Source organism: Streptomyces virginiae (assembly GCF_040638905.1).
GTDB lineage: Bacteria > Actinomycetota > Actinomycetes > Streptomycetales > Streptomycetaceae > Streptomyces > Streptomyces virginiae_B.
In genome coordinates, this window is the sequence record NZ_JBEZYV010000051.1 from 15,481 (window position 1) to 38,301 (window position 22,821).

General features: G+C 69.1%; 17 protein-coding genes and 3 pseudogenes. 6 read left to right on the forward strand and 14 right to left on the reverse strand.

The features are described from left to right. Nucleotides 1-2: 2 nt before the first annotated feature. Nucleotides 3-770, reverse strand: a complete 768-nt coding sequence (locus tag AB0F82_RS35975) for a hypothetical protein (RefSeq protein WP_362635403.1) — start codon at nt 768-770, stop codon at nt 3-5. A gap of 20 nt (nt 771-790) precedes the next feature. On the opposite strand from AB0F82_RS35975, the gene AB0F82_RS35980 reads away from it, so the two are divergent. Further along, on the forward strand, nt 791-925 hold the full coding sequence (locus AB0F82_RS35980) for a hypothetical protein (protein ID WP_362635405.1): 135 nt from the start codon (nt 791-793) through the stop codon (nt 923-925). A 1,052-nt stretch (nt 926-1,977) separates the two neighbouring features. Here AB0F82_RS35980 and AB0F82_RS35985 read toward each other — a convergent pair. The 3 genes from AB0F82_RS35985 to AB0F82_RS35995 all read right to left on the reverse strand — a co-directional run bounded on the left by AB0F82_RS35985 (nt 1,978) and on the right by AB0F82_RS35995 (nt 4,172). After that, nucleotides 1,978-2,652: a hypothetical protein gene (locus AB0F82_RS35985; RefSeq protein ID WP_362635407.1), complete on the reverse strand. Its 675-nt coding sequence runs from the start codon at nt 2,650-2,652 to the stop codon at nt 1,978-1,980. A 32-nt stretch (nt 2,653-2,684) separates the two neighbouring features. Continuing rightward, entirely contained in the window at nt 2,685-2,927 is a 243-nt protein-coding gene (locus AB0F82_RS35990; RefSeq protein WP_362635410.1) for a hypothetical protein, read from the reverse strand. Between the two features lie 396 nt (nt 2,928-3,323). After that, nucleotides 3,324-4,172 (reverse strand): hypothetical protein, encoded by an 849-nt coding sequence (locus AB0F82_RS35995; RefSeq protein WP_362635412.1) that lies wholly within the window; start codon nt 4,170-4,172, stop codon nt 3,324-3,326. A gap of 603 nt (nt 4,173-4,775) precedes the next feature. On the opposite strand from AB0F82_RS35995, the gene AB0F82_RS36000 reads away from it, so the two are divergent. Next, entirely contained in the window at nt 4,776-6,308 is a 1,533-nt protein-coding gene (locus AB0F82_RS36000; RefSeq protein ID WP_362635415.1) for a trypsin-like serine peptidase, read from the forward strand. 576 nt (nt 6,309-6,884) lie between these two features. Here the strand turns inward: AB0F82_RS36000 and AB0F82_RS36005 are convergent. The 5 genes and pseudogenes from AB0F82_RS36005 to mobF form a co-directional block, all read right to left on the reverse strand. Further along, complete coding sequence (locus tag AB0F82_RS36005; RefSeq protein WP_436842256.1) at nt 6,885-7,961, reverse strand: replication-relaxation family protein; 1,077 nt, start codon at nt 7,959-7,961, stop codon at nt 6,885-6,887. A gap of 370 nt (nt 7,962-8,331) precedes the next feature. Continuing rightward, nucleotides 8,332-8,847 carry a hypothetical protein gene (locus AB0F82_RS36010; RefSeq protein WP_362635421.1) on the reverse strand — a complete coding sequence of 172 codons (516 nt, stop codon included), beginning with the start codon at nt 8,845-8,847 and terminating at the stop codon, nt 8,332-8,334. A 1,620-nt stretch (nt 8,848-10,467) separates the two neighbouring features. After that, nucleotides 10,468-11,034 (reverse strand): hypothetical protein, encoded by a 567-nt coding sequence (locus AB0F82_RS36020; RefSeq protein ID WP_362635447.1) that lies wholly within the window; start codon nt 11,032-11,034, stop codon nt 10,468-10,470. Nucleotides 11,035-11,095: 61 nt separating this feature from the next. After that, nucleotides 11,096-11,380: pseudogene (locus AB0F82_RS38855) on the reverse strand (relaxase domain-containing protein); the annotation flags it as partial. After that, complete coding sequence (gene mobF, locus AB0F82_RS36025) at nt 11,380-12,081, reverse strand: MobF family relaxase (RefSeq protein ID WP_436842257.1); 702 nt, start codon at nt 12,079-12,081, stop codon at nt 11,380-11,382. The pseudogene AB0F82_RS38855 and the gene mobF, both read right to left, overlap by 1 nt. A 227-nt stretch (nt 12,082-12,308) precedes the next feature. On the opposite strand from mobF, the gene AB0F82_RS36030 reads away from it, so the two are divergent. The 3 genes from AB0F82_RS36030 (at nt 12,309) to AB0F82_RS36040 (ending at nt 13,047) form a co-directional block, all read left to right on the forward strand. Next, entirely contained in the window at nt 12,309-12,434 is a 126-nt protein-coding gene (locus AB0F82_RS36030; RefSeq protein ID WP_362635423.1) for a hypothetical protein, read from the forward strand. 218 nt (nt 12,435-12,652) lie between these two features. Beyond that, nucleotides 12,653-12,811: a hypothetical protein gene (locus AB0F82_RS36035; protein WP_362635426.1), complete on the forward strand. Its 159-nt coding sequence runs from the start codon at nt 12,653-12,655 to the stop codon at nt 12,809-12,811. Between the two features lie 50 nt (nt 12,812-12,861). Beyond that, entirely contained in the window at nt 12,862-13,047 is a 186-nt protein-coding gene (locus AB0F82_RS36040) for a hypothetical protein (protein ID WP_362635429.1), read from the forward strand. An 803-nt stretch (nt 13,048-13,850) separates the two neighbouring features. Here AB0F82_RS36040 and AB0F82_RS36045 read toward each other — a convergent pair. Further along, nucleotides 13,851-14,435 (reverse strand): restriction endonuclease, encoded by a 585-nt coding sequence (locus AB0F82_RS36045; RefSeq protein WP_362635432.1) that lies wholly within the window; start codon nt 14,433-14,435, stop codon nt 13,851-13,853. 89 nt (nt 14,436-14,524) lie between these two features. Then, a complete protein-coding gene (locus AB0F82_RS36050) occupies nt 14,525-14,674 on the reverse strand; it encodes a hypothetical protein (protein ID WP_362635434.1) in 150 nt (49 codons plus the stop codon). 268 nt (nt 14,675-14,942) lie between these two features. Here AB0F82_RS36050 and AB0F82_RS36055 point away from each other — a divergent pair. After that, nucleotides 14,943-15,062 (forward strand): annotated as a pseudogene (locus tag AB0F82_RS36055) (transposase); the annotation flags it as partial. Between the two features lie 442 nt (nt 15,063-15,504). Here AB0F82_RS36055 and AB0F82_RS36060 read toward each other — a convergent pair. The 3 genes and pseudogenes from AB0F82_RS36060 to AB0F82_RS36070 all read right to left on the reverse strand — a co-directional run. Further along, entirely contained in the window at nt 15,505-16,020 is a 516-nt protein-coding gene (locus AB0F82_RS36060) for a hypothetical protein (RefSeq protein WP_362635436.1), read from the reverse strand. Nucleotides 16,021-16,031: 11 nt separating this feature from the next. Beyond that, on the reverse strand, nt 16,032-22,253 hold the full coding sequence (locus tag AB0F82_RS36065) for an RHS repeat-associated core domain-containing protein (RefSeq protein ID WP_362635439.1): 6,222 nt from the start codon (nt 22,251-22,253) through the stop codon (nt 16,032-16,034). 425 nt (nt 22,254-22,678) lie between these two features. Next, nucleotides 22,679-22,821, reverse strand: a pseudogene (locus AB0F82_RS36070) (transposase); the annotation flags it as partial.

Below are 22,821 nucleotides of genomic sequence, written 5' to 3' on the forward strand. Positions count from 1 at the left end.
CGTTATTCCCCAGGGCGTGATCGTGTGAGGCCCGTTCCGACCCGGTTCAGCATCTGGCCGAGCAGGTGGAGGGCTCGGGCTGGTGTCGGTGCTCCGCGAGAGGTGCCCTCCCAGTAGGCGTCGGTGAGCGACTCGACGGTTGCGAGGGTCTGGTCGTCGTTCTCGGCGGCCAGTACCAGGATGAAACGCACGTAGTCGCCGATGTCGGTCCCCTGTGGGTGCTGCTCGATGAAGCCCCGAAGCCGTGGGGTCAGGGCGGGCAGCGTGCGGGCAGTAGGGAACACCACGGCGAGGCCGGCGAGGGCCAGCCGAACTGCCGGACATTTGGCTGCCCACCGGGCGAGCAGGTCCGGTGTGTGAGACCGGACCGCCTCGCGGGCTCGGTCCTCGCTCTCCGGATTTACATGCCGCGGTGAGTTGGGCCAGCAGTCGGCCAGGTGGCGGTCGGCGGCAGTGGCCGTGCTGAACAGCAGGTTGATCGCCTTGAAACGCTGCTGTGGTGGCACCCGGTCATCGACGGCCAGGGCCGCCAGCAGGGGGACGCCGGCGGCGGTGCCTGGCTGGCAGGTGTCCTGGTGGAGGATCCCGTTGTAGAAGTCGCCGAGGAAGAACCTGTCGTCCGTCCAGAACGGGTCGACCGAGGACTGGAACAACATCGCGGCCTGCGGTGGCTGCGGGTCTGCCAGACGGTCGGCGATGACGTCCCGGAAGACCCGCCGGATTGGTGGCTCGTCCGGCAGGTCGTTCCGGTCGGAGGTGTGCATGTTCATGGCCAGCGCAGCCTACTGCTGTGTGGATCAGTCAGCCTTGGCTGCCGCGGCAGTGCTCGTCCTGGGTCGCTGGTGTGGCCTTCGCCGCCGACGAGCGGACCTTCTACGCGACCATGGCCACCGGCGGCCGGACCCACCTGGCGCGGCCGGGGTGACCGGCGCGGGCCTGGCCACCCTCGCCGGCTGATGTCGTCGGGCCGGCGGAGGGAGGGCACCGCGTCGGCGGGCTCGAAGGGTGCGAGGCGGCCGAGGGAGGCGAGGCGTGCCACATGTCCCCCGGGTCGCTGGCGTCGTTCTGCATGGTTCGTCTCATGGCTCCGGTGTACAGCTGGCGAGGTGGCGTCGGTCGGCTCCGGGTCTTCGCGTCCCAGGCGGTGACACCACGACTTCGGGAACCGTCCCGCCACCTGATCCGGACGCTGGGCAAGCCCTCCGTGCCGAGGGCTTGCCCAGCGGAACCCGTGATCGGTCAAACGGCACGTCAACGCCATGACATGTCCGTGCAACTCCCCGGCACGAATTGACGGCGATGTTACGACTCCCGGCGAGTGTGGGCTGCGTCGCCGTGCCCGGAGTCAGAAGCACCGCCCGAAGAAGCAGCGTGGCATGCCCAGTACGGCAGACGGCCAGGAGGCGACCCAGACGAAGCCTCCACTCCCGAGCACCACGTCCAGCGCCGTCCGGCCACTGGTGCGCATTCCAAGCGGACGGCGGTGGGCCCCAAGAAACACTTCGTGCGGCCCACCGCCGTACCTGTGGGAGGTCGCTGGCACCACCCTCGCCCGCAGCATCGGACGGCGCGAGGGGGCGCTATCGGGTTCTCTGAGATTCGACTTCGTCGAAGGTCAAGAACTGGCGACGTGCTGGCGTCGTTGCAGGATCCATCGGTGTACGGGCGGTGTCAGGCCGGCGCCCACGATGAATCCGACCACGACGCTCTGGCTCGCGAACGCGATAACCCCGATAATTGCGCACAGAACCAAGCCGGCCACAACTAGGCCCGCGACTTTAACACGCGGGTTTAGCTGGTTCAGCCATTTCACCGTGGACAGAGTCGTAAGGTATACGGTGGAGCCGAAAGCGGCCGACGCCAGAGCGGTTAGAGTGTTCATTCCGCGACCTTTCTGAATCGGAAGCCGAAATGTGTCTCTTCGGCTGCCAGGGTCAGCCGTGGTCCCAGTTCGGGATCGAGTGGCTGCCGGTCTGTTTACCTGCAGTATCCGTCGCCGGCGCTGCCCTTGTAAGTGCCGCTTCCGGCCACGGCTGCCGCCGGCGAAAGGGGTGCCAGCGCGGGGCTGACCTTGAACTTGATGCACTGATCGGTCGCAACTGCGTACCCCGCGATGCCCGCGAGGGAACGGCCCCCGACGACCGCAGCCGGGTGCGGCAGCCAACTCACGACGGTTCCGCCGAGGGCGATGACCTTGGTCTCACTCTTGTTGAAGTACACGGTGCCGCTGATGATGCCCCAGGTGTAATGGGGGTCGGCCACCACGGGGAAAGCGGTGTCGGGGCCGGTCTCGATGGTCTGGACGAGGGTGTTGCCCTCCAGGCTGTACCCGGTGGGAACTGCGTTGCCCTTGGCGTCCTTCGCCCAAGGGGCGTCGATGTGGCCCCGGGCGACGAGGCCTGCGCCGCCGGCCGAGGTGACAATGTCGTAGCCGCCGGTCCCATCAGCCACCAGGCTGGCGCCCTCGGGGAGACCGAGGTTGAAGCGCTGCGTGGTGGGGGCCTTGGCGTCCTTGAGGGTGACCAGGGCGCGGGCTCCACCGCCGACGGTGGCCTGGGTGGCGAGGTCGATGTGCGCGGCCGCGTTGGGGTAGACGGTAGTGCCGGCCGCCGAGGTGGTACCTGCGGCGTCGACCGCCGCGGGTAAGGTCATCGTCACCGCCGAGCCGTCAGAGGCCGCCACGGTCACCCGCCCGTCGCGCTGGCCGGGGTCGTCACGGTGACGAGCCCGCGGTCCGTCGCTATGACCGTGCCCCTGGTGCTGTCAGGAGCAACGTCGGCGGTACCGGTGGCCTTCTGCACCGTGGCCGTGACCCGGTCCGCCGCACTGACTGCGGAACCGCCGCTGGCGGCGATGGCCGGGGCTGCGGTTCCCGCTATCAGCGCCGTGGTGAGCATCGCGGCATGAACTGAATTCTTGAGCTTCACGTGATATTCCCTGATCTGCATAGTGTCGTGTTCGGTGGAGCAGAATGAACACTAGCGATCTTCACGGGATGATCAACAGATTTGAGCGAATACTGAGGTTCCCTACTCAACCATCTATCGGGTGAGCGTGGAAAGGTGGGCCATTTCAAGCCGCGGCGGCGTAAAACATATCGCCACACCCGCCTGACCCGGCAAGACGTCGACTTGATCTGCTGCCGCAGCCGGGTTCAAGTCATTTCTGGAACTGTTTCAGCCACGATGAACGACGCACCTATACCACCCGACTCAACAGCTCTCAGAAGGGTAACGGGGCGCCCTTCTCATGGTTCGGCAGGAATAACCGGAACGCGTGTCGGGCGCAGACGAACGGGATTTACAACTCGTTCCAGAGCGCGGTCACGTTGCCAGGGGAGGGCGGGCACGCCGTTTCCGCTTCAGTGCATGTACCCCTGCTGCAAGCGCGGCAGCACAGATGCCTGCCGCCAGCCAGGCGGGCGCGCTCTTGAACAGGTCGGCCGGGGTTGGGGCAGGGTCGCGGCAGTCAGGGGCTGCGGGTTCCACCCGCAGTCGGGCCCAGACCTTTGACCGCGCCCCTTTCTCTCGCCAAGCCACGGTGTAGAGACCTGGCTTCGCGTCACACCTGATACGGACAACCGCGGAGACCCGCCTCGCTCCGTGCATGACGACTGGTCGTGTGAACACCGGCGAGGTCAACGTGACGCTTGCGTCGCCGCCCGTTCCCAGGCCGTCAGTCGCAGTCAGTTCCCCGCCGGCCCTCACCGACCGCACGTCCCATGGGCTCGCGGGCCATTCCACGTCGGCGGGCCAGCGCTCCTCCTGGGGCTCAGGCGGCAGCCCGGAGACCCGCCTCGCGCACGCCTCACGATCCGTGTCTTCACCCGGAGTCACCCGGACCCTCCCCCAGAGCCGCGTGACCTCGGAGGGGTTGCGGTCCCCGCCTGATCCGATGCGCACCTCGTAGGCTCCGGGCGCAGCGGTGCACGAGATCGTCATGACCGCGGTGACCTGCGGGTCGTTCATCCTCATCCGGCCATCGGCGGTGAACGCCTCGGAGAAGACCCTGTCGCCATTGCCGACAGCGTCTTGGAGGCCGACCGAGACGCTGACCTGCTCTCCAGGCCGAACCGGCTGGTCGGCGCCGCTTGGAAGCGGCGATGGCACATCCGTAAGCGGAGCGGCCTGCACGCCCTCGGCTCCGAGTGCCAGGTACAGGGGAATCGTCATGACTGCCGCGCCGATCCATGCCCGTAATCGCATCATTTGTCGCCTGTCTTAGTTCTTTGACGATCTTTCACACCGCTGCCTACTCTGCCCTCTTCATCGAACTGACGCACCAACACACTGCGATGCCAGGCGTCATCGCTGCACTCAGGAAGCAAGTCATTGAGATCAAGATGGTTGACCGCACTCGCGGTCGGCACCAGCACCGTGCTCTTCACCGCCCCCGCTGCCCTGGCAGCGTCGGCCGCTCCCTCTCCGGCCGGCATAGCGCTCCCCTCACCCTCAACCTCAGCCTCAGCCTCGTCGTCGCCCCCCACACCCAGCCCTTCAGACTTAGCCGGCTCAATACCCTCCGCGTCGGTGCTTCCCCCTCCGCCCGCACCAGCGGTATCCGCTCCCCCCTCTCCTCCCGCGTCCACCCCCAAATCACCCCCTGCTTCCCGGGCCCCAAGCGCGGACGAGCAGTACTGGACAGCTGAGCGGATGGCCCAGGCCAAGCCGATCGACGCCGCCCGCGACGCCGGGCCCAAAGCTCCGTCAGCACCCAACTCGCCGGCCGCTGCACCACGGGACACACCGCACGCCGCGCACTTCGACGGTCTCCCGATGGTGGGGACGTTCTTCTTCGACGGCACGCCGGTCGGCGGAAACGCGACCTACTGCACCGGCAGCGTCGTGCGTAGCAAGGGGAAAAGCCTGGTGCTTACCGCGGGACACTGTGCGAACGGCCTGAACGCGGCCACCCACCGTGTCTTCGTACCGCAGTACCAGTTCCTCAAGATCCCCGCCAACCAGCCCTGGGGACTCTTCGCAGTCGGCGATGTCTACAAAGACCCCCGCTACCCCAACACGGGCCAGACAAGGGCCGCGGTCTCGGACCTGGACTTCGCCTTCGTCACTGTCGCCCCCAACAGCAGGGGCGCGATCGAGGACGTCGTCGGCGCCCTCACCTTCACCACCTCGACGTCGTACGACCACAACGTGACGGTCATCGGCTACCCCTCCCACGCCAGCGACAACAGCCAGCACAAGGCCATCCGCTGTGATGTACCGACCCGTCGGCTGCACGGGTTCCGGCAGATGCAGATGGAGTGCGGCGGCTACCACGGTGGCGTCTCCGGCGGCCCTTGGATCAGGGGATACAACGCCTCGGCCAGAACTGGAGAGGTGATCGGGAACGTCGGGGGCATGGGCGGCGGCGGCGACGTCGACTGGATCTCCTACGCGCCGCTCTACGGCAAGGACGCCCAGGACCTTTACAACGACGCCAACAACGGCATCGGACCGAAGAACGTCCACCGCGGCACCTTCCAGCCTCCGACGGACGGCCCGGTCCTGCCGGGAAGCGGCGAGACGTGGAAGCACGCCAAGCAGATGGCCTCCGGCGACTTCTCCGGCACAGGTCACAGCGACCTGCTCGTCATCTGGACCGACGGCGAAGCCACCCTCTACCCCGGTGACGGCAATGGCGGCTTCCGTCCCGAACGGCAGCTCCTGGCACCCAATGCCGGGTGGAAGCCGGTCGCCACCATCACCGCCGGCGACTTCACCGGCACCGGTGAGTTCGACCTCATGGTCCGCTGGGACGACGGCCGGATGACCCTGCACGGCGACGTCGGCTCCAACGGCCTCGGCGCCGGCATCGAAATGGCTCCTTCAGGATCCATCTGGAGCCATGCCACCCAGATCGCCGCCGGCCGCTTCAACGCCGCCACCTACGTCACCGACCTCATGGTCCGCTGGTCCGACGGCGAACTCAGCCTCTTCACCAACGTCAGCGCCGGCACCACGGGCCAGGAGTACAAGCTCAAGGACCCCAACAGCACCTGGAAGGACGCCACGCTGCTGACGTCCGGGCAGTACTCCGGCAACCAGAAGTGGGACCTCATGGTCCGCTGGTCCAGCGGCGCGCTCAACAACTATGTCGGCACCACCACCGGCGGCCTGGGCAGCGAGCAGCCCATCCACGGCCCCAACAAGACCTGGACCCACAGCGTCATCATGACCACCGGGCAGTTCACCAGCGACGGTCTCACCAACGACCTCATGATCCGCTGGAGCGACGGCGAAACCACCATGTACAAGGACACCCGCATGAACAACCTCGGAACAGAAATCATGATCGCCCCACCCGCTTAGGCAGCCCAGCAGGCACGTACGTACGCAGGCCGGCCCTCTCCCCGGGCAGCTCCACCCGAACCCTCCAGGGGATGTCGTCCGGCTCAGCTGGGGACAGCAACATAGGCGGCCGCTCGAACGGAACGAAGCGGTCAACCGGGTCGGGGTGGGAGGCGTGTAGCGCGTGAGGGCGCGCCACATATCGCGGCGCTCGAGTTCGACCGACTTCTCCTGCTTGTTTCCTCTCATGACTCCGTCGTACAACCGCGGAGGAGGCGTAGGACGGCTCCGGGCCTCCGCATCCCAGCCGGTGACGTCACGACCTCGGCAGCCGTCCCGCCACGTGATCCGGACGCTGGGCAAGCCCTCCGTGCCGAGGGCTTGCCCAGCAGAAGCCGTGACCGGTCGGCAGGCGGCGGTGACCGATCCGTCTCCCACGATCGGTCAACCCGCACGTCAGCGCCGTGACCGGTCCATGCAACTCTCGGCCGAGGCGGTGACCGGTCACCCGTCATCGGTCAGCCGGCCCTGGCCGGGGTGGGCAAGCCGGTGTTTGGGCGGCTTGCCCAGGCTCCCCTCGGACTTGCCCAGCGCCGGTCAGCGGCCGACCGCTTCGGGGTAGCGGGCCCGGCGCCGGTGCGGGTCGTCGACGCCGATCTCGTACCAGGGCTCGCCGCGCTGGAGCCGGGGCAGGGTGTTGGCCCACACCGCGATGGTGATGCCCTGCACGGCGGCGGTGAGCGCCTGAAGGCGGTTGTCGAGGAGGTGTTCGGCTTTGCCTGCCAGGACGACGTGCAGGCGCGGGAAGGTCTGGGAGCGGGTGTAGCGGTGGCGCTGCCAGAGCGGGTACGTGGTGCCGATGGTGCCGCGGGCGCCTTCCCAGACGCGGTGGCCGGCGTAGCGCTCGTAGTCCCAGACCTCCTTGGCGAGCCGGGCCTGGGACATGGTGCCGTTGTCGAGTTCGAAGAGGCGGACCTCGCTGGTCTTGGTGGGCACGGCGAGGACGGCGTCGGTGTTGAAGCTCAGGCCGGTCTCCTTGATGGCGTGGTTGACCTCCACCTGCCAGTCGGTCAGGTACTCCCGGCGACCGCGCAGGACGGTGTCGGTGTAGGCGAGGATCGTGTCGGTCACCGCGACGGCGTGCGGGCCGAACCCGGCTCGGACGGCCTTCGCTCCGGTGCCGGCCTTCGGTCGTGGTGGCAGCTCGTTGCCGTCGGCCAGAGCCTGCTGCCCGGCCCGGGTGAGGTTCCAGATCTGGTGCTTGCCGTCCTTGCCGTTCGTCTCCGCCAGGCCGAGCTCCGTCAGTTCCACCATGGCCCTGCGCACGTACGACCGGCCGTCCGACTCCTCCTCCGTGATCACCTGGGCCATCTGCCGGACCGTGGCTATCCGTACGCACCCCAGCATCCGCAGCGCATCGGCCCGTACCTTCCCGGCCGTGGGAGTGGACCTCTTCCCCTTCGCTGCTGTCTCAGGGTCAGGGAGAGAGGTGTCAGCGTGCCGGGCAGACCCCTGGCGGGTGGTGTGAGCTGCGGTGATGGGGATGACGTTGGAGTCGTTCACGGCACTGGACGCGGCACTGGATTGCGGGCCGGCTGCAGGGTTCTCAGCACCCTTGACCAGGTCGGGCCCGGCCCCGGTTCGGGCTGCCGGGCGCTGCTTGGCGTACGTCATGGTCGAGGCTCCTCACGCGGGTGGCGCGGGACTCCGGACAGGATCCCGCCTTCACCTGCTACTGGTGTCGCCGGAGCCGACGGTGTGACGCCTGTTATCGAGACGTGATCACTCTGTGGGTGCGGCGCAGAGCTCGGAGACCGGCCCCGTCGCCTCGACGGAGTACCCACACACCCCACCAGCCCGCCGACCAGCAACAGTGAGGAAAGCGGTGCACTCACCGGTGCAGGATCCGACGAACTCACCGGACTTTCCCACCGCACCTCCTTGCATCCCTCCCGCGGTTCCTACCGGCTGCCGGGATGGTCGTAGACCGCGATCCTCAGATCGCTCATCAAGAGCAGCCGAGCCTCGCCAGAGCCAGAACCCGTCAAGCTGTGCTGTTCGCCTTGGGCAGCGCCAGTTCAGCGGCTTGCCGCGCTCCGAGTACTGCTTCGAGCAGCGGACCGGCCATCTCCGTCGCCTCAGTCTCAGCTGCCCGAAGGCGGTCGACCGTAAAGCTGTCCCCGGTGGTCTGCGCCAAGAGCTTGAGGTACTCGTCGGAGTCGGCTTCGAGGGCTTCGAGCTGCCGCTGCTGCGTCCAGAGCGCGTCGAGACGTAGCACCTTCGCCGCGTACTGCTCCAGCGCCTTCACGCGAGTCTCGACAGCGTGGCGGCTGGCCTCGATGGCTGCTTCCCTGGTGACAAGCGCGGCATCGACACCGCCACCAGCGCTGCTGGCCTTGTTTGCCATGTGCTTCATTGCAAGCCGGTCGATCGCACCAAGATCTTGCGCGATATTCCACAGCGTCGGCGGTAGTTCCACCTGATTTCGCGTGGCGTCGATGAGCTGACGTTTGTGGGCCTGCGAGGTGAGGATGGTGTCTACGGCTGTTGAGGCGCGCACCAGAAGACTCCGTTGTCGCTGATCCAGGTCACAGGGGCAGACGTATCGGTTGCGGTAATGGATAGCCGTCCGCCGGTGTCGGGTGTCGTCGCGCCGAAGCATGATCTGCCCTATGCAGATCAGAAGGGCGACAGCTGCAGCGGTACCCCCCAAAGCCACACCCCACCAAGAGGCAGGGGGGCTAGCCAACTGAAGGGCGAATGCCCCAAAGAAGATGGCGAGGCAGCCGCTCCCTGCAGGGCCGAGGGAAAGGTTCTGCTGCTGCTTCGGGTTGCGTACGCGCTCCGCCGCTCTTCGATGGCGCCGTACCTCGTCCGCTGTTGGGCTTGGGGCTCGGCTGCCATCCGCCGACGGCAGCAAGGCGTCGTCGACCTTTAGAAGCACCTTCTGATCCTTCTCAGGTATCTCTGGGTCGACGACAGCGCGGTTCTCCGGCTTTGGCATTCTTTCCCCCCAGGTCTGTGCCTAGCGTGATCATAGGGACGGAGCGGTGCCTCCTGAAGTGCGGCACTGTCGACAGACCTCAGCGGAGCGCATCGCCCGTGCCGTCATCGACGTCCTCCTGCAGTTCCGGGCCAGGCTTCCGCCGCCCACCCCGCACCGGCCGGAGCCCACCCGGTGCACCTCTCCATCGTGTAGTGCGCATCGTGGACGGCGGTTGTGCGCACCGCACCCATCGGGGGCCGCGCACCACCGACCGCACCGCACCGGGCACCACGATGCGCACCACCGTGCACCGCACCAGGTGCGCGGTGGCGGTGGCGGTGGCGGTGGCGGGCCGCCCTATCACAGACCCCCTTAACCACGGCCTGACCGGCGGCCGAAACCACCTGTGTCAAGGAGAAACGTGCCAGGTGGCGAACCTGGTCAAGGGGTAGAGCCGATCCCGGTCAAGGGGGTGCGGCGCTGGTGCGGCGCGGGGTGGAGATCGGGTGCGGCGCACCATCGGATGGTGCGCACCGCAGTGGACTCCACCCGATGGAGTCCACTGCGGGGAGTGGCGTCCAGTGGGTGGATTCCTCAGTGGAGCCCACTCGGTGGGCTCCACCCGGTGTCGGCATCGGGCGGTCCACTCGGTGGACGATGCCCGGGGATCGTCACCACAGCCAGGCGTTCGAGTGCCGCATGCGGGACAGGGCGCGCGCATCGCGGCGGGCCGCCGCGCTGCCGATGCGGTTCTGCCGGGGCCGGGGCCGGCGCGCCTGGGAGCCGTAGAACCGGCGTACCCCCGGCGGCCTTGAGCCGCTTGCGCTGCTTGGCCAGATCCGCCTTCTTCTCCTTGCTGGTCTTCGGCTTCCGGGGCCGCTTCCAGATCGGCTGCCAGACCGGCGGCGGGCCGAGCGCTTCGGCGCGCTCCTGGGCGGCCGCCTTTAGCCGGGCGGCGACAACTTCGATTCTCGGGTCCGCGGGTGGCTAGTGGTCATGCGCTTCCTCCGGTGGGTGTCGTCCGTCCCGGCGCGGGCTGGACAGGCTGCTGGGCGTGCGGCGGTGGGGCCGTCGCGGGGGCGGGCTGGGGTGAGGGGCGGCGGGCGGCGGCTCGTTCACGGATGCCGGCCTGGAGTCGGGCGGCCATCTCAGCGGCTGCGGCCCTGCTCCACCGCGGCGACGTCCGTCGTCGGCTCACGGTCCCGGCCGACCCTGCCGCTCCGCCCGCCCCGGGCACAGGTTGGGTCTCGGGGTGGTCGACACAGCGACGGTGCGCGGCCGGGTCCGGGAGTTCAGGCGGTCCGCGCGGCGTACGGCATGGACCCGGGCAGTTAGGGCGCCGGCAGCGAGGCGAGCCCGCTGGTACGGGGTGGCGGACCGATTGCGAGTCAGGGGGCGCACCACGGCCTGGTCCTCGGTGTCGTGCGGGTACAGGGCGCGCAGGTCAGTGGTCATCATCCAGCCCCGGCCGACCGGGCGGGTGTACGCGTCGATGGCCGTCTGGACGGTCTGTTCGTCCAGGCCGGGCTGGTGGGGGCGGCTGCGCAGGGCGTAGGAGATGTGGCGGCGGGCTTCGGCGAGGAGGTGGTGGCGGTTGAAGGCGCCGCGCATCACGTACACCACGGCTATGGTCTCGACGGCGGCCAGGGCGACGTCGACAACCGGGCGTACCCGCGCCCATATCGCTGCGGCCGCTGCACGGGCGTGCTCCGCCAGCCGTGCGACGACGTCGGCTCCGTAGGCTCGGGCCGCGCCCCGCAAAATCCCGCCAGGCGGCGCGCAGCTCGGACAGCGACCGCAGTTCCTTGCGCTTGGGCCGGCGGGTCTGGTCGGCGGCCTGGCAGGCGAGCGCGTATGCGGCTCGCTCCCCTGGCGGGTGCCCCTGCCGCTCCTCGTACTTGGCAGTGAGGACGGGGAGGGCGTCCTCGATCTGCTGGCGGCGGGTGGACTGCCAGCCGATGAACCTCTGGTCGATCCCGGCGATCTCTATGACCGGTCGGCGGCCGGGCGTCACCTCCCGTGGCTGCCACGCCCACCCGAGCCGGGCGGACACCTCCTCCATGAAGAGCAGGGTGTAGAGGGCGTCGGCCGCGACGATGTACGTCATCAGGACGGCGGCCGTCTGATTGCCCCACGTCCCGTCCGGCCGCCGAGCGCGGTGGACACCACGGCGTGATCGTGAAGCAGGGGCCTCGAATCGACGGCGCGGGACTCGTAGTGCCGGAAGACCGCGACGATCAGACCGTCGCGGACCCGGGCGCGGTTCTTGCCGCCGCTCTTCCACCGGATCTCCGCGACCGCGTCCTCGAGCCACGCCAGCGTCTTGTCCCGGGCGATGTCCTGGCACAGCTCCAGCACCCGGCGGGTCTCGTCATCCATGAGCGCCCAGGCGATGTGCGCCGTCGACGGGGCCCGGAACACCAGGCCCATCCCCAGCCGGGCCGTCCGCTCCTTGGCCTCCTCGGTCTCCGGCGACTGGTTGTGCTCGATGGGCCTGCCCAGCACGGTCGCCCGCCGGGCCTGCGCCGGGCTCTTGCCCTCCGCTAGGAGGTCCCGCTCGATCCGGTCGGCGTCCGGGTGCCGGCCCTCGCCAAGGAGGAGTTCGGCCTGCCGCTCGGTCACCACGTCCCCAACCGCCAGGCCGACCGCGGCCACGCCCCGGCCCTTCCACACACCGGGCGGGACACCGGCTTCCTCTTGGGCGGCACGCAGCGGCTTGCCCGCAGGGCGCCGGCCGTCGCCGACCATCACGCCGCGGAACAGGTATCGCCACCCGTCTCCCGGACGGAAGTCCTCTCTGCTGATCACCCGGTCATGGAAACCCGCCCATGACCTGCGCAGAAGCGCGGATCTGGGGTCCTTCCCGCCGGGCGGGAAGCCATCAGCAAGTTTTTGTCGGAGCGCCCGTCAGGCGGGCCGTCCCGGCAGCCCGAGACGGTAAGCCACGCGTGTGTGCACTCTCCCCCGCATGAACACCACCAGGTACGGCGAGCGCTGCCCCCTCTACGCAACCGCTGCTCTTGAACGTGCTCCAGATGCGCTCTGCGCAGTCCGACTTCCCCGTCGCCGAGCGCGTCACAGTGCGCCGATGCTCCGACTGCCAGGCGGCCCGGCCCGAGCAGTGGGTGGTGGTGATGCGGGAGCACTACGGCGACGCCTGATGGTGCCGTGCGAATGCTGCGTCCCACCCCCACGAGCCCCGCCCGCCCCGGAGATCCACTCCAGCCGACTCCACCGTCATCGAGCGCACACCAGCGCACGACTGCCCCAACCACCCGCCATCGCTGAGCACACCACGTCACCGACGCCCTTCACCACGAACAGCCACCACCGCCCCCGGCCACCGGCCGGGGGCTTCGTGCTTCCTGGAGGAGTTCACGTGCCCACGTACGAGGCCCTGCCCCGCTTCACCGCCGACCTGGACCGCCTCACCCCAGAGCAGCGCCGCCGCTTCCGCAAGACCGTGGCGGCCTTCGTCGACGACCTGCGCACCGGCCGCTTCCGCGTAGCGCGCGGGTTCACAGATTCTTGGACGTGATAACGCCGGAACCACTTCTAGCAGACTCACCCCACATCGAAACGGCTGACATGACCACCAGAATCAAACCGCCCACCGAGATCCTCGGAATCTGGGCAATAGCAGCAGTGCTCACGCTGGACGACATCGAGGAATTCACCCTCGTTCCGCTGCTGCTGAAGGCGGTCTTCATCGCCATCACGGTAGCGGCCGCACGGCAGAGCATCGCCTACATCAAGGCCCGCAGAAGCTCCTGACAAGCCTGTAGGAGCCGTAGCAAGGAAGCCCAGTGCCCGCGCAGCGCAGTCTGCACGGACACTGGGCTTCTGCGTTCGAGTGCCGCATCCGGGCCAGGTTCGGTCATCGCGCTCGCGCGGCGGCACTGCCGTTGCGGTTCTGCCAGGCCGGGGCCGGCACGCCTGCGACGCGCCATGCAACCGTCGCACACCGGCCGCCTTGAGCCGCCTGCACAGGCTGCTGGCCGTGCGGCGGTGGGAATGTCACCGAGGCGGGCTGTGGCCAGGGGGGCGGCTCGTTCCCGGATCCCGTCCTGAAGCTTGGCGGCCATCTCGACGGCGACCTCCAGCGTCCGGTGGGTCTGCTCCACCGCGGTGCACGTCCGTTGTCCGCTCAAGGTCCTGGCCGGCCCTCCGCCCCACCCGCCCCGGGCGCAGGCTCGATGGTCGGCAGGCCGGGCACTGCTGACCATCACGCTGGACGCGGCTCATGCCCAGGCCCTCTGCCGTGCTCCTCGCCGCCCGTCGCGAACTCCCTCGCCAGGCGCCCGCCGCCGAGGACGAACCCGCTGGGGCGCGGGGCCGACCGAGACAGCCGTGGCCTCGCTCGCGGTGGCCCTGGCTGTCTACGGGCCTGGGACGTACGCCCGTGTCCTCGCCTCCGTACAGGTGTCCCCGCCGGCCTCTCCCCGACGACCCGGCAGGTGACCCAAGCGCTGAACACCCGCCCGGCGACCCGCCGTCTCGTCATCGCGGCCCCGGCGACACGGGCGCGGGCGCGGCTCGACGGGCATCGGCACCGGCCACTGAGCTGCATGGAGACCTCAGCTGTCCGGGGCCAGCTTCCGGTTGGTGCCGGACCGGCCGATGTCCAGATCGAGCAGCGCAGACAGGGCTGTGCCGCTGTTCCAGAAGCCGAGCAGGTCGACGTCGACGAGGACCAAGCCGTGGCGGGCTGCGAAGGCCCGGGCCTGCTTGGTGAACTTGCACGAGGCGACGAAGAGCGGGACGTCTGCTCCGTGTTCGCTGCGGGCGGTGCCGTTGAACTTCTGGAGGTCCGGGCTGCCGACGGTGCGGTGTTTCGCGTAGCGCTTGCACTGCACCACGAGCTGCTGGCCGTCCGGCAGCCGGCCCATCACGTCGGCACCCAGATCGTTGGTGGCGCCTACTCGGCGGACCTCGGTGCAGCCGTCCCGGCGGCACAGGTCCGCGACGTACTCCTCGAACTCGAGAGGCCCCATCGACCAGACCGCCTCCATCGACCGCACGGCTTGGACCCTCGCCTGCTCCGCCAGCCGAACCTTCTCTGCCTCGGCCTCACGACGCCCGGCACGCACCAGGATCCCGACCACGCCTCCCGCGCCGCCCAAGATCGCTAACACCATCAGCACCACTGTGCCCGTTCCCATGCTCCGGCCCTCCCCCTCCATCGCTGTCAGCCAGCTACAGCTCCCCATGCGTGCCTCGGTCTATCCCCGAGACGGAGGCGTGTGGGCGGTCAGGCTGACGGGATGGCTATCTCGTACTGGCGGAACAGCCCGGTGACGAAGTGCCGAAGCAACGGCCGGGCCTGCTCCATGTACTCAAGTTCGTCGTGGCAGAACCGAAAGACACCGAGACACCCAGCCTGCGCGGCGTGCACGTCCACCGGGCGGGTTTTCGGGTGAGTCGCCTGGTCATGAGGGTGATGAGTGACCAGTTCAGGTGCGCTTCGCTGTTCTGTGGCAGGCATTCATAGTCCCGCAGATCACACAGGTCTGGGCGGACTCCGCCTACGCCGGCCAGCTCGTCGACTGGGCCCGCGACTTCCCCAGAATCACCTTGAGGACCGTCTCGCGACCCAAAGGACCTTCCCTGGCGCTGACGCGTAGAGCGGACCATCGGCTGGATCACGAACGCCCGCCGCAACGCGCTACGGCCGCAAGAGACATATCGTGGTCGACACCAAAGGCATGCCCGTCATGATCATGGTGACCCCAGCCGACATGACCGACCGCGACGCCGCCCGAGAACTACTCTGGCGCCTTCGCCTCACCCAGCACTGACTTCACCTGGCAGCCCGTCCGTGCCGTAGTCGAGCGCCGCGGCGACCGCGTTGAGCACGAGCGGCAGCTCGCCCAGGCCCTCGAGCGGCCGAACCGGCCGTCGTACGCGTGCCACTCCGTCGACGACGGCATATACGCGCCGCTGCCCACGTCGAAGTACAGCGGCCTCACCTCGGTCCCGTCCTCCAGCAGCACCCCACCGAGCCCTCGTGCGCAGCCCCAAGGCTCTCAGCGCCCGGTCCACAACACCCCACCGCTTCGTACCGGCCTGCGACCCGCGCAGGCGGGGCCGGTGCCGGCGTGTCGCACCTGTCGGCGCACGCCTGACCCGCCCGTGGCTTCCCGACGGGCGCGCCGCCGGAACGAGAGGCGCCCGGCGGGCCGTCGGCCCGCCGGGCGCTCTGTGCTCTGTGCTCTGGGCTCTGTCAGCGGTTCAGCAGGTGATCGTGGATCCGTCCAGAGCGGACTCCATGGTCACGGCGAACTCCGTCGGCCCGTCGGCCCCCACCCGGAGCAGCGCCGGGGCGCCGTCCACCTCCTTGTGGAAGCACATGCCGGAGCCGCTCCGGAACTGGGCCGGGGCCTGTTCCCGGGTGCCGACCGCTTTCCATCCTTCCTTGCTCGCGGTGTCCCAGTAGTGGGCGACCAGCGACTTGGCGTCCATGTCGTGGGTGTAGGCGCTGTTCGCCATTACCCAGGGATCGCCGCTGTCGTCCATGCACTCCACGTAGGTTCGATCCGTGACGGGCGTGGCGCCGGCTGGGACGGCGGGCGCCGCAGCCGAGACCCGGGCCATGCGCTCGACCGCCTTGCTCTCCTGGCACGAGCCCTCCGACCCGTAGAAGAGCAGATACGCCGACCCGGCCAGCAGAGCGAGCCCGGTCACGCAGCCGACGATGACGGCCAGGACCACGAACGGTCCGCGGCGCGGGGATTGTGTGGTGATCAAGGGTTCCCTTCCTATTTTCTCCACAGCACGCCGTTGTAGTAGTAGACGCGTGCGAAGAAGTAGAGGGTCGTCCAGAACACGCCCCAGGTGTACCAGCTCAGCATGGCCCACCAGTTCCGCACGGCAAAGTTGCGGGCGACGGAGTTGTTGTGCTGGTCGATCTGGGTGTCGCGTCCGGTCTGGCCCCATTCATGCGCGTCTCCCAGCCTCTTGGCCGCTCGTGCGCCGAAGTAGAAGGTCAGGCTCGCCTGCCACATGAAGTGCCGGATCGCGTTGTTCTTCGCGCCGCTCCGGAAGGTCGCGAGCAGCATTCCCGAAATCGCCGAGGCGAGGGCGCAGCCGCGCCATCCGAGCGACATGCAGGCGTTGGCCTCGATGATCTTCTTGCGCCAGGACGTGGACATCCGGCCGTCCAGGTCCCGCTGGTTGATCGGGTCCGCGTTGGCGTACTCGTACGCGTTGGCGCTGCCGCCGTAGACCGGGTCCGAGGAGAGGAAGCGGCCGGTGGACGGGTTGTAGAGGCGGGCGCCCATCAGGGTCAGACCGCTGGGCGTCTCGCCGGAGCGCTGATGGCCGCCGAGCCAGCCGTAGCGGGCCGCGGCCTGGCCCGCGCGGGGCTTGCCGTACTCGTCGGTGTCCAGCACCACGGGCGGCTGGCCCGCGGTCAGCGGGAGCTGGACGGCGACGGAGCCCTGGATCGTCGTCAGGTGGAGGACGACGTCCCCCGTTTTGCTCGTCGTGGTCAGGCCGCCGGCGGAGACGACGTTGCGGGTCACCGCACCGGTCGCGGTGTCCTCGACGATCCAGCGAGGGCTGTCCGCGTCGTCACTGTAGTGGTTGACGCGGGACGCGGTCTGGGTCCAGGTCGAGCCGTTGTACGACTCCTTCGTCCACCCGCGGTAGCGCTGGGCCGCGTCGAGGCCCCAGGTCTGCCGCTGGTTGGACAGGGTCTGCTGGCGGGTGCGGTCGCTGTTGTAGTAGGCGACGGTCCCGTGGCCCGGCACGGTGGTGGTGCGCCCGAACGCGTCGTAGGCGTAGCCGCTGTCGACGATCCGGTCGGCGCTGTCGTAGGTGTGGGTGGTGGTGGTTCCGCCGGTGGCCGGGCAGTCGGCGCCGGGGGCGCCGGCGGCCGTGGTCAGGCCCGTGCGGTTCGAACGCCCGTCGAAGGCGTAGGTGCGACGGGTGCAGACGGTGTCCGCCGTGTCCTCGACGGAGGCCAGGCGGCCCGCGGTGTCGTAGCGGAAACGCTGGTCGGAGATGCCGGAGTGCGTGGTGATCTGGCCGTGGACGGATTCGTTCACGGTGTCGCTGTAGATCACGGCCGAGTCGCTGTCGCGCACGTAGCTGCGCTTCGTGGCGTCACCGCCCGGGTCGGTGCTGATGTTGAGCGTGTACCCGCCGGGCAGCTTCTCGCTGCGGACGGCGCCCGACGCGTCGTACGACGGCCGGATCTCGCCGGCGACCGAGTCGGTGGTCTTCGTGGGAAGGCCCCGAGGGTCGGCGGCGTGGTCGTAGGTGAAGGTGACGGTCGACGGCACGTTATCCGTGACCTTGGTCGGACGGTCGAGCAGGTCGTACTCGGTGGTGGTGACACCGCCGTCGGCATCGGTGTAGGAGATCGTCCGGCCGAGCTTGTCGAACTGCTTGACGATGGTCCCGCCGGTGGGCGAGGTGTTCTTGACGGCCCGGCCGGTCACCGCGTCGTACTCGGTGGTGGACTCCGGAGCTGCCGTGCCGGTGCCGCCGGTCGTGGTGACCTTGGTCGTCCGGCCGGCCGCGTCGAACTCGGTGGTGGTGGTCCGCGTGGACCCGTTCGCCGTCTCGATCTGCTTGGCCGGGCTGCCCCACCAGTTGTACTCGGTGGTGGTCGTCGGCAGCTGCGACGGGTTGCCGCCGGTGACCGCGCCCGCCGGACCGGTCGTGCAGACCAGGTCGGCCCACTCGGGGCGGCCCTGGCAGGTGCCGGTGCCGGTCGCCGACCAGTACGTGGTGACGCGGGTGGCGGCATCGGTGCCGTTCGCGCCGGGGAGCAGCTGCTTGGAGACCCGGTCCTTGGCGTCGTACTCGGTGGTCTCCGTGATGGCCAGGCCGCCGGGATCCCGGACGGTCTTGACCGGCAGGCCCCTGGCCCAGTCGATCACGGTCTCGGTGGCGCGGGGCTCGCCGAGTACCGTCGGGTGCTCGCGGACCTGGGCGCCGACGGTGGCCTTGGTGACCTGGTCCTTGACCCTGGCGGTGCCGTTGGTGGGCCGACCGGCGTCGTATTCGAGGACCGACCGGTCGCGGGCGGTCACCGAGGTGCCTGCCGGAACCAGCAGGGTCGCGCCGTTCTTCAGGTCGGCGGTCAGGTCGACGCGCCGCAGCGGGCCGAGCTTGCCGAGCTGCCGTAGTCCGGCCGCGTCGAACGTGGTCGTCGTGCTCAGCTGGTGGGCGCGCTCCGCGCTGGTGAGCTGGCCGATGCCCAGGTTGGCCTGTGCGGCCTGGTCCGCGGGGCTCGTGCCCAGGGCCAGGGCCCGATTGGCGGCCGAGAGCTCGCGGACGGTGTTCCCGTACTGGTCGTACTCGGTGGTGGTGATGTGTCCGCCGGGCGACGCGCTGTTGACGGGACGTCCGGAGGCGCCCAGGTAGGTGATTGCCGCCCGGGTGTAGGCCGACGCGGCGAGTGCCGAACCGGAGTGAGACGAGGGAACCGCGTCGGCGGGGAACAGGGCGGTCGCGTCGGTAGGTGCGCCGCTCTGCCCCCAGGCCTTCACGTCGGCCGCGCCCATCGGGTACGGGGCCGCGCCGCCGCTCAGCGGGACGCCGTAGACCACGCTGGTGGCCGCGGTGCCCAGCTCCTCGCCCGCCGTGCCAGGCTTCAGGCCGGACCGCGAGGACTTGAGGAGCATGCCGTCACCGGCGGTGGGAGAGGATCCCGCCTGGCCGTACGTGAACGACCAGGGCAGTTCGGACTTGGCCTGCAGCCAGTTGACGCGGTCCGCGGTGTCGTAGCCGTACTGCGCCTGGGTACTCTGCGCCAGGTTGGGGTCCCACTGCTGGCGGAGGTTGCCCCCGGCGTCATAGCGGTAGGTGGAGACCGCCTTCGAGGTGGCGTTCACGGCGCCGGGCTCGGTGGACCACAGCCGGATCTCCTTCACCTGGCCGGCGAAGTCGCCGAAGTCGGCGGAGGTGCTGTATCCGGTGGCGGTGGTGGCGGTCGCGTAGACGAACTCCAACGAGCGGCATCCCTTGGTCTGCGGGGTGGTGGCGCAGGCCGAGGCGGTCGTGGCGGACGTCGGGGCGATGACCCGCTTGGGGCGGGCCAGCTTCTTGGTGTCGACGGTGACCGCTTCCGACACCACGGTGGTGGTCGAGTTGTCGACTCCGCCGACCTGGGTGCTGGAGACCTGCCAGGTGGTCATCGCCGGGTCGCCCCGGGTGAACTCGGTGACCGTGCCACCGTCGTCGGTCAGCGTGAACGAGCCGCTGACACTGCCGGTCAGGGTCATTGCGCCGGCGCCGGGCTCGGAGACCCAGCCGTTGCGTGCCGCGTTGGCGGTGAAGTGCAGCGCGTCACCCGAGGTGGTCACGACGTCCACGGCCGTGTCCGAGACCCGCGCGACGTGCGAGTAGTCGGACTGGACGATCTCGGCCGCCGTGCCGGAGGACCACTCCTGGCCGAAGATCGCGGCCTGGCCCTCCTGCTTGGCGCCCTTGTGCGGGTCGCGCGAGGAGGTGGTGCGGGAGACGGACATGCCGAAGGCGGAGACGTCAGTGGCCGACACCTCGAAGTCGCCGGTCAGCAGGTTCAGCGTGCCCGGACCGACCGGGCTGGTGGCGGCGCCACTCGCGTTGCGGTCGACGACCACGGCGAGGGGCTGGGTGGCGCCGGTGGCGCTCGCCGGGCCGGTGAAGTCGGCCTTAATCTGGACGCTGCCGTCCGGGTCGACCGTGTCGGTGGTGTTCCAGACCAGTGCCGGGGTGCGCCCCGAGGTCATGGACACGGGCCAGGCAGTGAGCGGCGTGCCGGCGTTGGTGACGTGCCCGGGCGGAATCTGGACCCAGGGGTCGGCCTCGGAGCGGCGCCAGGAGAAGGACGCCGCGTTGAAGGTAGCGCCGTCCGCTTCGGCGGTCAGCGGGAGCCGTCGCGCCGTACGCTCGCCGTCCGCGGGCTGGACGAAGCCGCCCGGCCCGGCGTGGAACTCGTACTCGACGGCCTCCGACTCGTTGTCGGCCTTGTCGACGGTGCGCACATAGAGGGTGTGGGTTCCGTTCGACGGCGGGGTGACGGACAGGGTCCGGCTACCGGCGGTGCCGTCGGTGGGTACGCGCGTCCACTCGGCGGCGTCCAGGGACCATTCGAGCCACTGGTGGTCCGTGCCGGCGGGCGGGGAGACGGTGAAGTTCCCCGCCTGCCCGGCGCCCTTGACCCAGGCGTTGGACGGGTAGTCCGTCGAGGTCAGCCCGGTGGGGGCGGAGGGGGCGGCGGTATCGACGGTGAACGTCTTCCACGCCGACCAGCCGGTGTTGTAGTGGGTTCCGTCGTACGGGTTGGAACGGAACTTGTACGTCTTGCCGTTGGTCAGCACACCTGCCGGAACGGTGACCGAGGCAGCCTCGCCGGAAGCGACGAAGGGCGACACGATGACGTTGCCGACCTGGGTGTCGGTGGCCGAGTCGAAGATCTGGAAGGTGCCGTTGACCTGGTCGCCGTTGGCGTCGACGAAGGTGTCGCGCAGGGTCGGGGTGACGGTGTTGACGGTGTAGACGCCGCCGTAGGAGAAGAACGGCGGGCCCGCCTCCTGCTTGGTGCCCGTCCGCGGCCGGTAGTTGTAGGTCACCGTCAGCTTGGGGACGTTGGAGGCGGCGTTGGAGGAGTTGACCCTCTTCCACTGCTTGATGTTGTTCTCGTCGGTGGCCCGCAGGCCCATGCTGGAGAACGTCCACTTGTTATTGGCCCAGTGCTGGACCAGGCTGGTGACGTCGGCGTTGATCCAGCCGTCGGGCTGGGCGGCGCAGCCGGGGTTGCCCTTGGTCTCGGTGGAGGTGGCCATCTTGGTGACCATGGCCGGCTGGTTGGTCCAGCGGGAGGCGGTGGTGGGCCCGTTGGAGGTCCACACCTCCCAGGGCTGGCTGGTGCAGTCGGTGTTGCCGGAGTGGAAGTTCCACAGCGACAGCTTGGCGTCGGAGATGAGCGCGTCGGCGACGGGGGCGGTGTTCCAGGTGATGAAGGAACGGGCGGTGCGCCAGGTTCCGTCACCGTTCTTGGTGCCGGGGTTGCCGAGGTCCAGCTCGGTGTCGTTGGACCAGTCGACGGTCTCGCCCTGCTGGACGTAGGTGTCGAAGAGGTTGCCCAGTGAGGAGGTGGAGGGGTCGACGGTGACGGGGTACTTCGTCGCGGGGTCGGCGAGGAAGGCGGCGTCGGGGGTGATGACGAGGTCGACGCCGTCCTTGGTCTTGACGACCTTCAGGCCGACCTTGGCCCGCCGGGTGTGCTCGCCGGAAGCGGCGTCCACGGTCGAGTCCCACATGACCGGGGCCGGCATGGTCGCGGTCTTCTTCGACTTCTTGTCGGTGAACAGCACGCTGCCGTCGGGCTGCTGCTCGGCCTTCAGGCCCTTGGTCTTCAGGTGCAGCGTGTAGCCGAAGCCCGCCTCGGGCTTCGCCTTCAGTTCGACGAACTGCTCGAAACCGGTACGGGTCGCCTCGACTATCAGGTCCGCACCCGGCACGGCGCCTTCGTACGTGGCCTTCGTGCCGTCAAGCTTCGGGGCCGGCAGGCCGCCGCGCCACTGGAGCGTGATCGCCTCGTCGCCGGTGCCCAGCGTCACCAGGTCCGCGGCCGCCGTCGCGTCCTCGGCCGGCGGGGCCGACTTCAGGAAGGACACCTTCGAGGCGGTCTTCCCGGACAGGCGCAGGCCCTGCGGGTGGGCCTTGGAGGCGACTGAACCGTCGGGCCCGGCCTCGAGGTTCACATCGACGTCGCGCCACTGGCCCGTGGCGGGGTCCTTGAACCGGATCGGGCCGGCCGCGACCTCGGTGGTCAGCGACCCGTCCTGGTTGACATACGTGGTGGACGTCTCGGAGCGCTCCGAGAGCGCCTCCACGCGGTGCTTGTACAGACGCGCGGCTACCCGGGCGGACGGTATGTCCGCCGCGGACTGCGCGGTCTCCTTCGCCTGCTTCGCCTTGTCGGCCGCGGCAGCAGGGGCGGCGACGGCGGCCTCGGCTCCGTAGATCGTCGACACGGTCATCACGACGGCCAGCGCGGCGGCCGTGGCACCCAGCCCGGCCGGTGCCCTGAACGGCGACCGGACGCGCCCCGCGGGCCAGTCCGGTCTTCTTCGGTAACGCAAGATCCCCCCAGGGGATGACGATTCGACCACCTGCACATCGCAAATGATCACTGGCTTGAAAGTAGCCATCCCTACAAGATCTAAAATCGTCACCAACTGCGCGAAATAATCCATTCCAGTAAGCGGAATGACATCTCATTTCGGCCACGAGGCACCTGTTCGGCCGAGTCGCGCCCAACCCACTCAAAGCTACTGGCCGGTAAGCCCTTCGGTGCAGCCGTCTCGGCGGCAGAGTTCGGCGATGTGCTCCGCGAACGCCAAGGGGCTCATGGCCCAGATGGATTCCAGCGACCGCAGAGCCTGAACCTGTGCCTGCTCCTCAGTCTGCCCACCTGGGCCCCCTGAACGATCAGGCCTTCCAATAGGGCCGTAAGACACCGGCGTCCCGCCACACGCGGAAGCGTCCGTAGACGGTGGCCCAGGGGCCGAACTCGGCAGGCATCTCGCGCCACTGCCCACTGGAGCG

Coding starts and splice junctions, on each gene's coding strand:
- AB0F82_RS36045 (WP_362635432.1), bottom strand. CDS start 14,435: ATGGGAACGGGCACAGTGGTGCTGATGGTGTTAGCGATCTTGGGCGGC.
- AB0F82_RS36065 (WP_362635439.1), bottom strand. CDS start 22,253: ATGACCGTGTCGACGATCTACGGAGCCGAGGCCGCCGTCGCCGCCCCT.
- AB0F82_RS36005 (WP_436842256.1), bottom strand. CDS start 7,961: ATGACGTACGCCAAGCAGCGCCCGGCAGCCCGAACCGGGGCCGGGCCC.
- AB0F82_RS35975 (WP_362635403.1), bottom strand. CDS start 770: ATGAACATGCACACCTCCGACCGGAACGACCTGCCGGACGAGCCACCA.
- AB0F82_RS36040 (WP_362635429.1), top strand. CDS start 12,862: ATGACCACCAGAATCAAACCGCCCACCGAGATCCTCGGAATCTGGGCA.
- AB0F82_RS36000 (WP_362635415.1), top strand. CDS start 4,776: ATGGTGGGGACGTTCTTCTTCGACGGCACGCCGGTCGGCGGAAACGCG.
- AB0F82_RS35995 (WP_362635412.1), bottom strand. CDS start 4,172: ATGACGATTCCCCTGTACCTGGCACTCGGAGCCGAGGGCGTGCAGGCC.
- AB0F82_RS36030 (WP_362635423.1), top strand. CDS start 12,309: ATGCGCTCTGCGCAGTCCGACTTCCCCGTCGCCGAGCGCGTCACAGTG.
- AB0F82_RS35985 (WP_362635407.1), bottom strand. CDS start 2,652: ATGACCTTACCCGCGGCGGTCGACGCCGCAGGTACCACCTCGGCGGCC.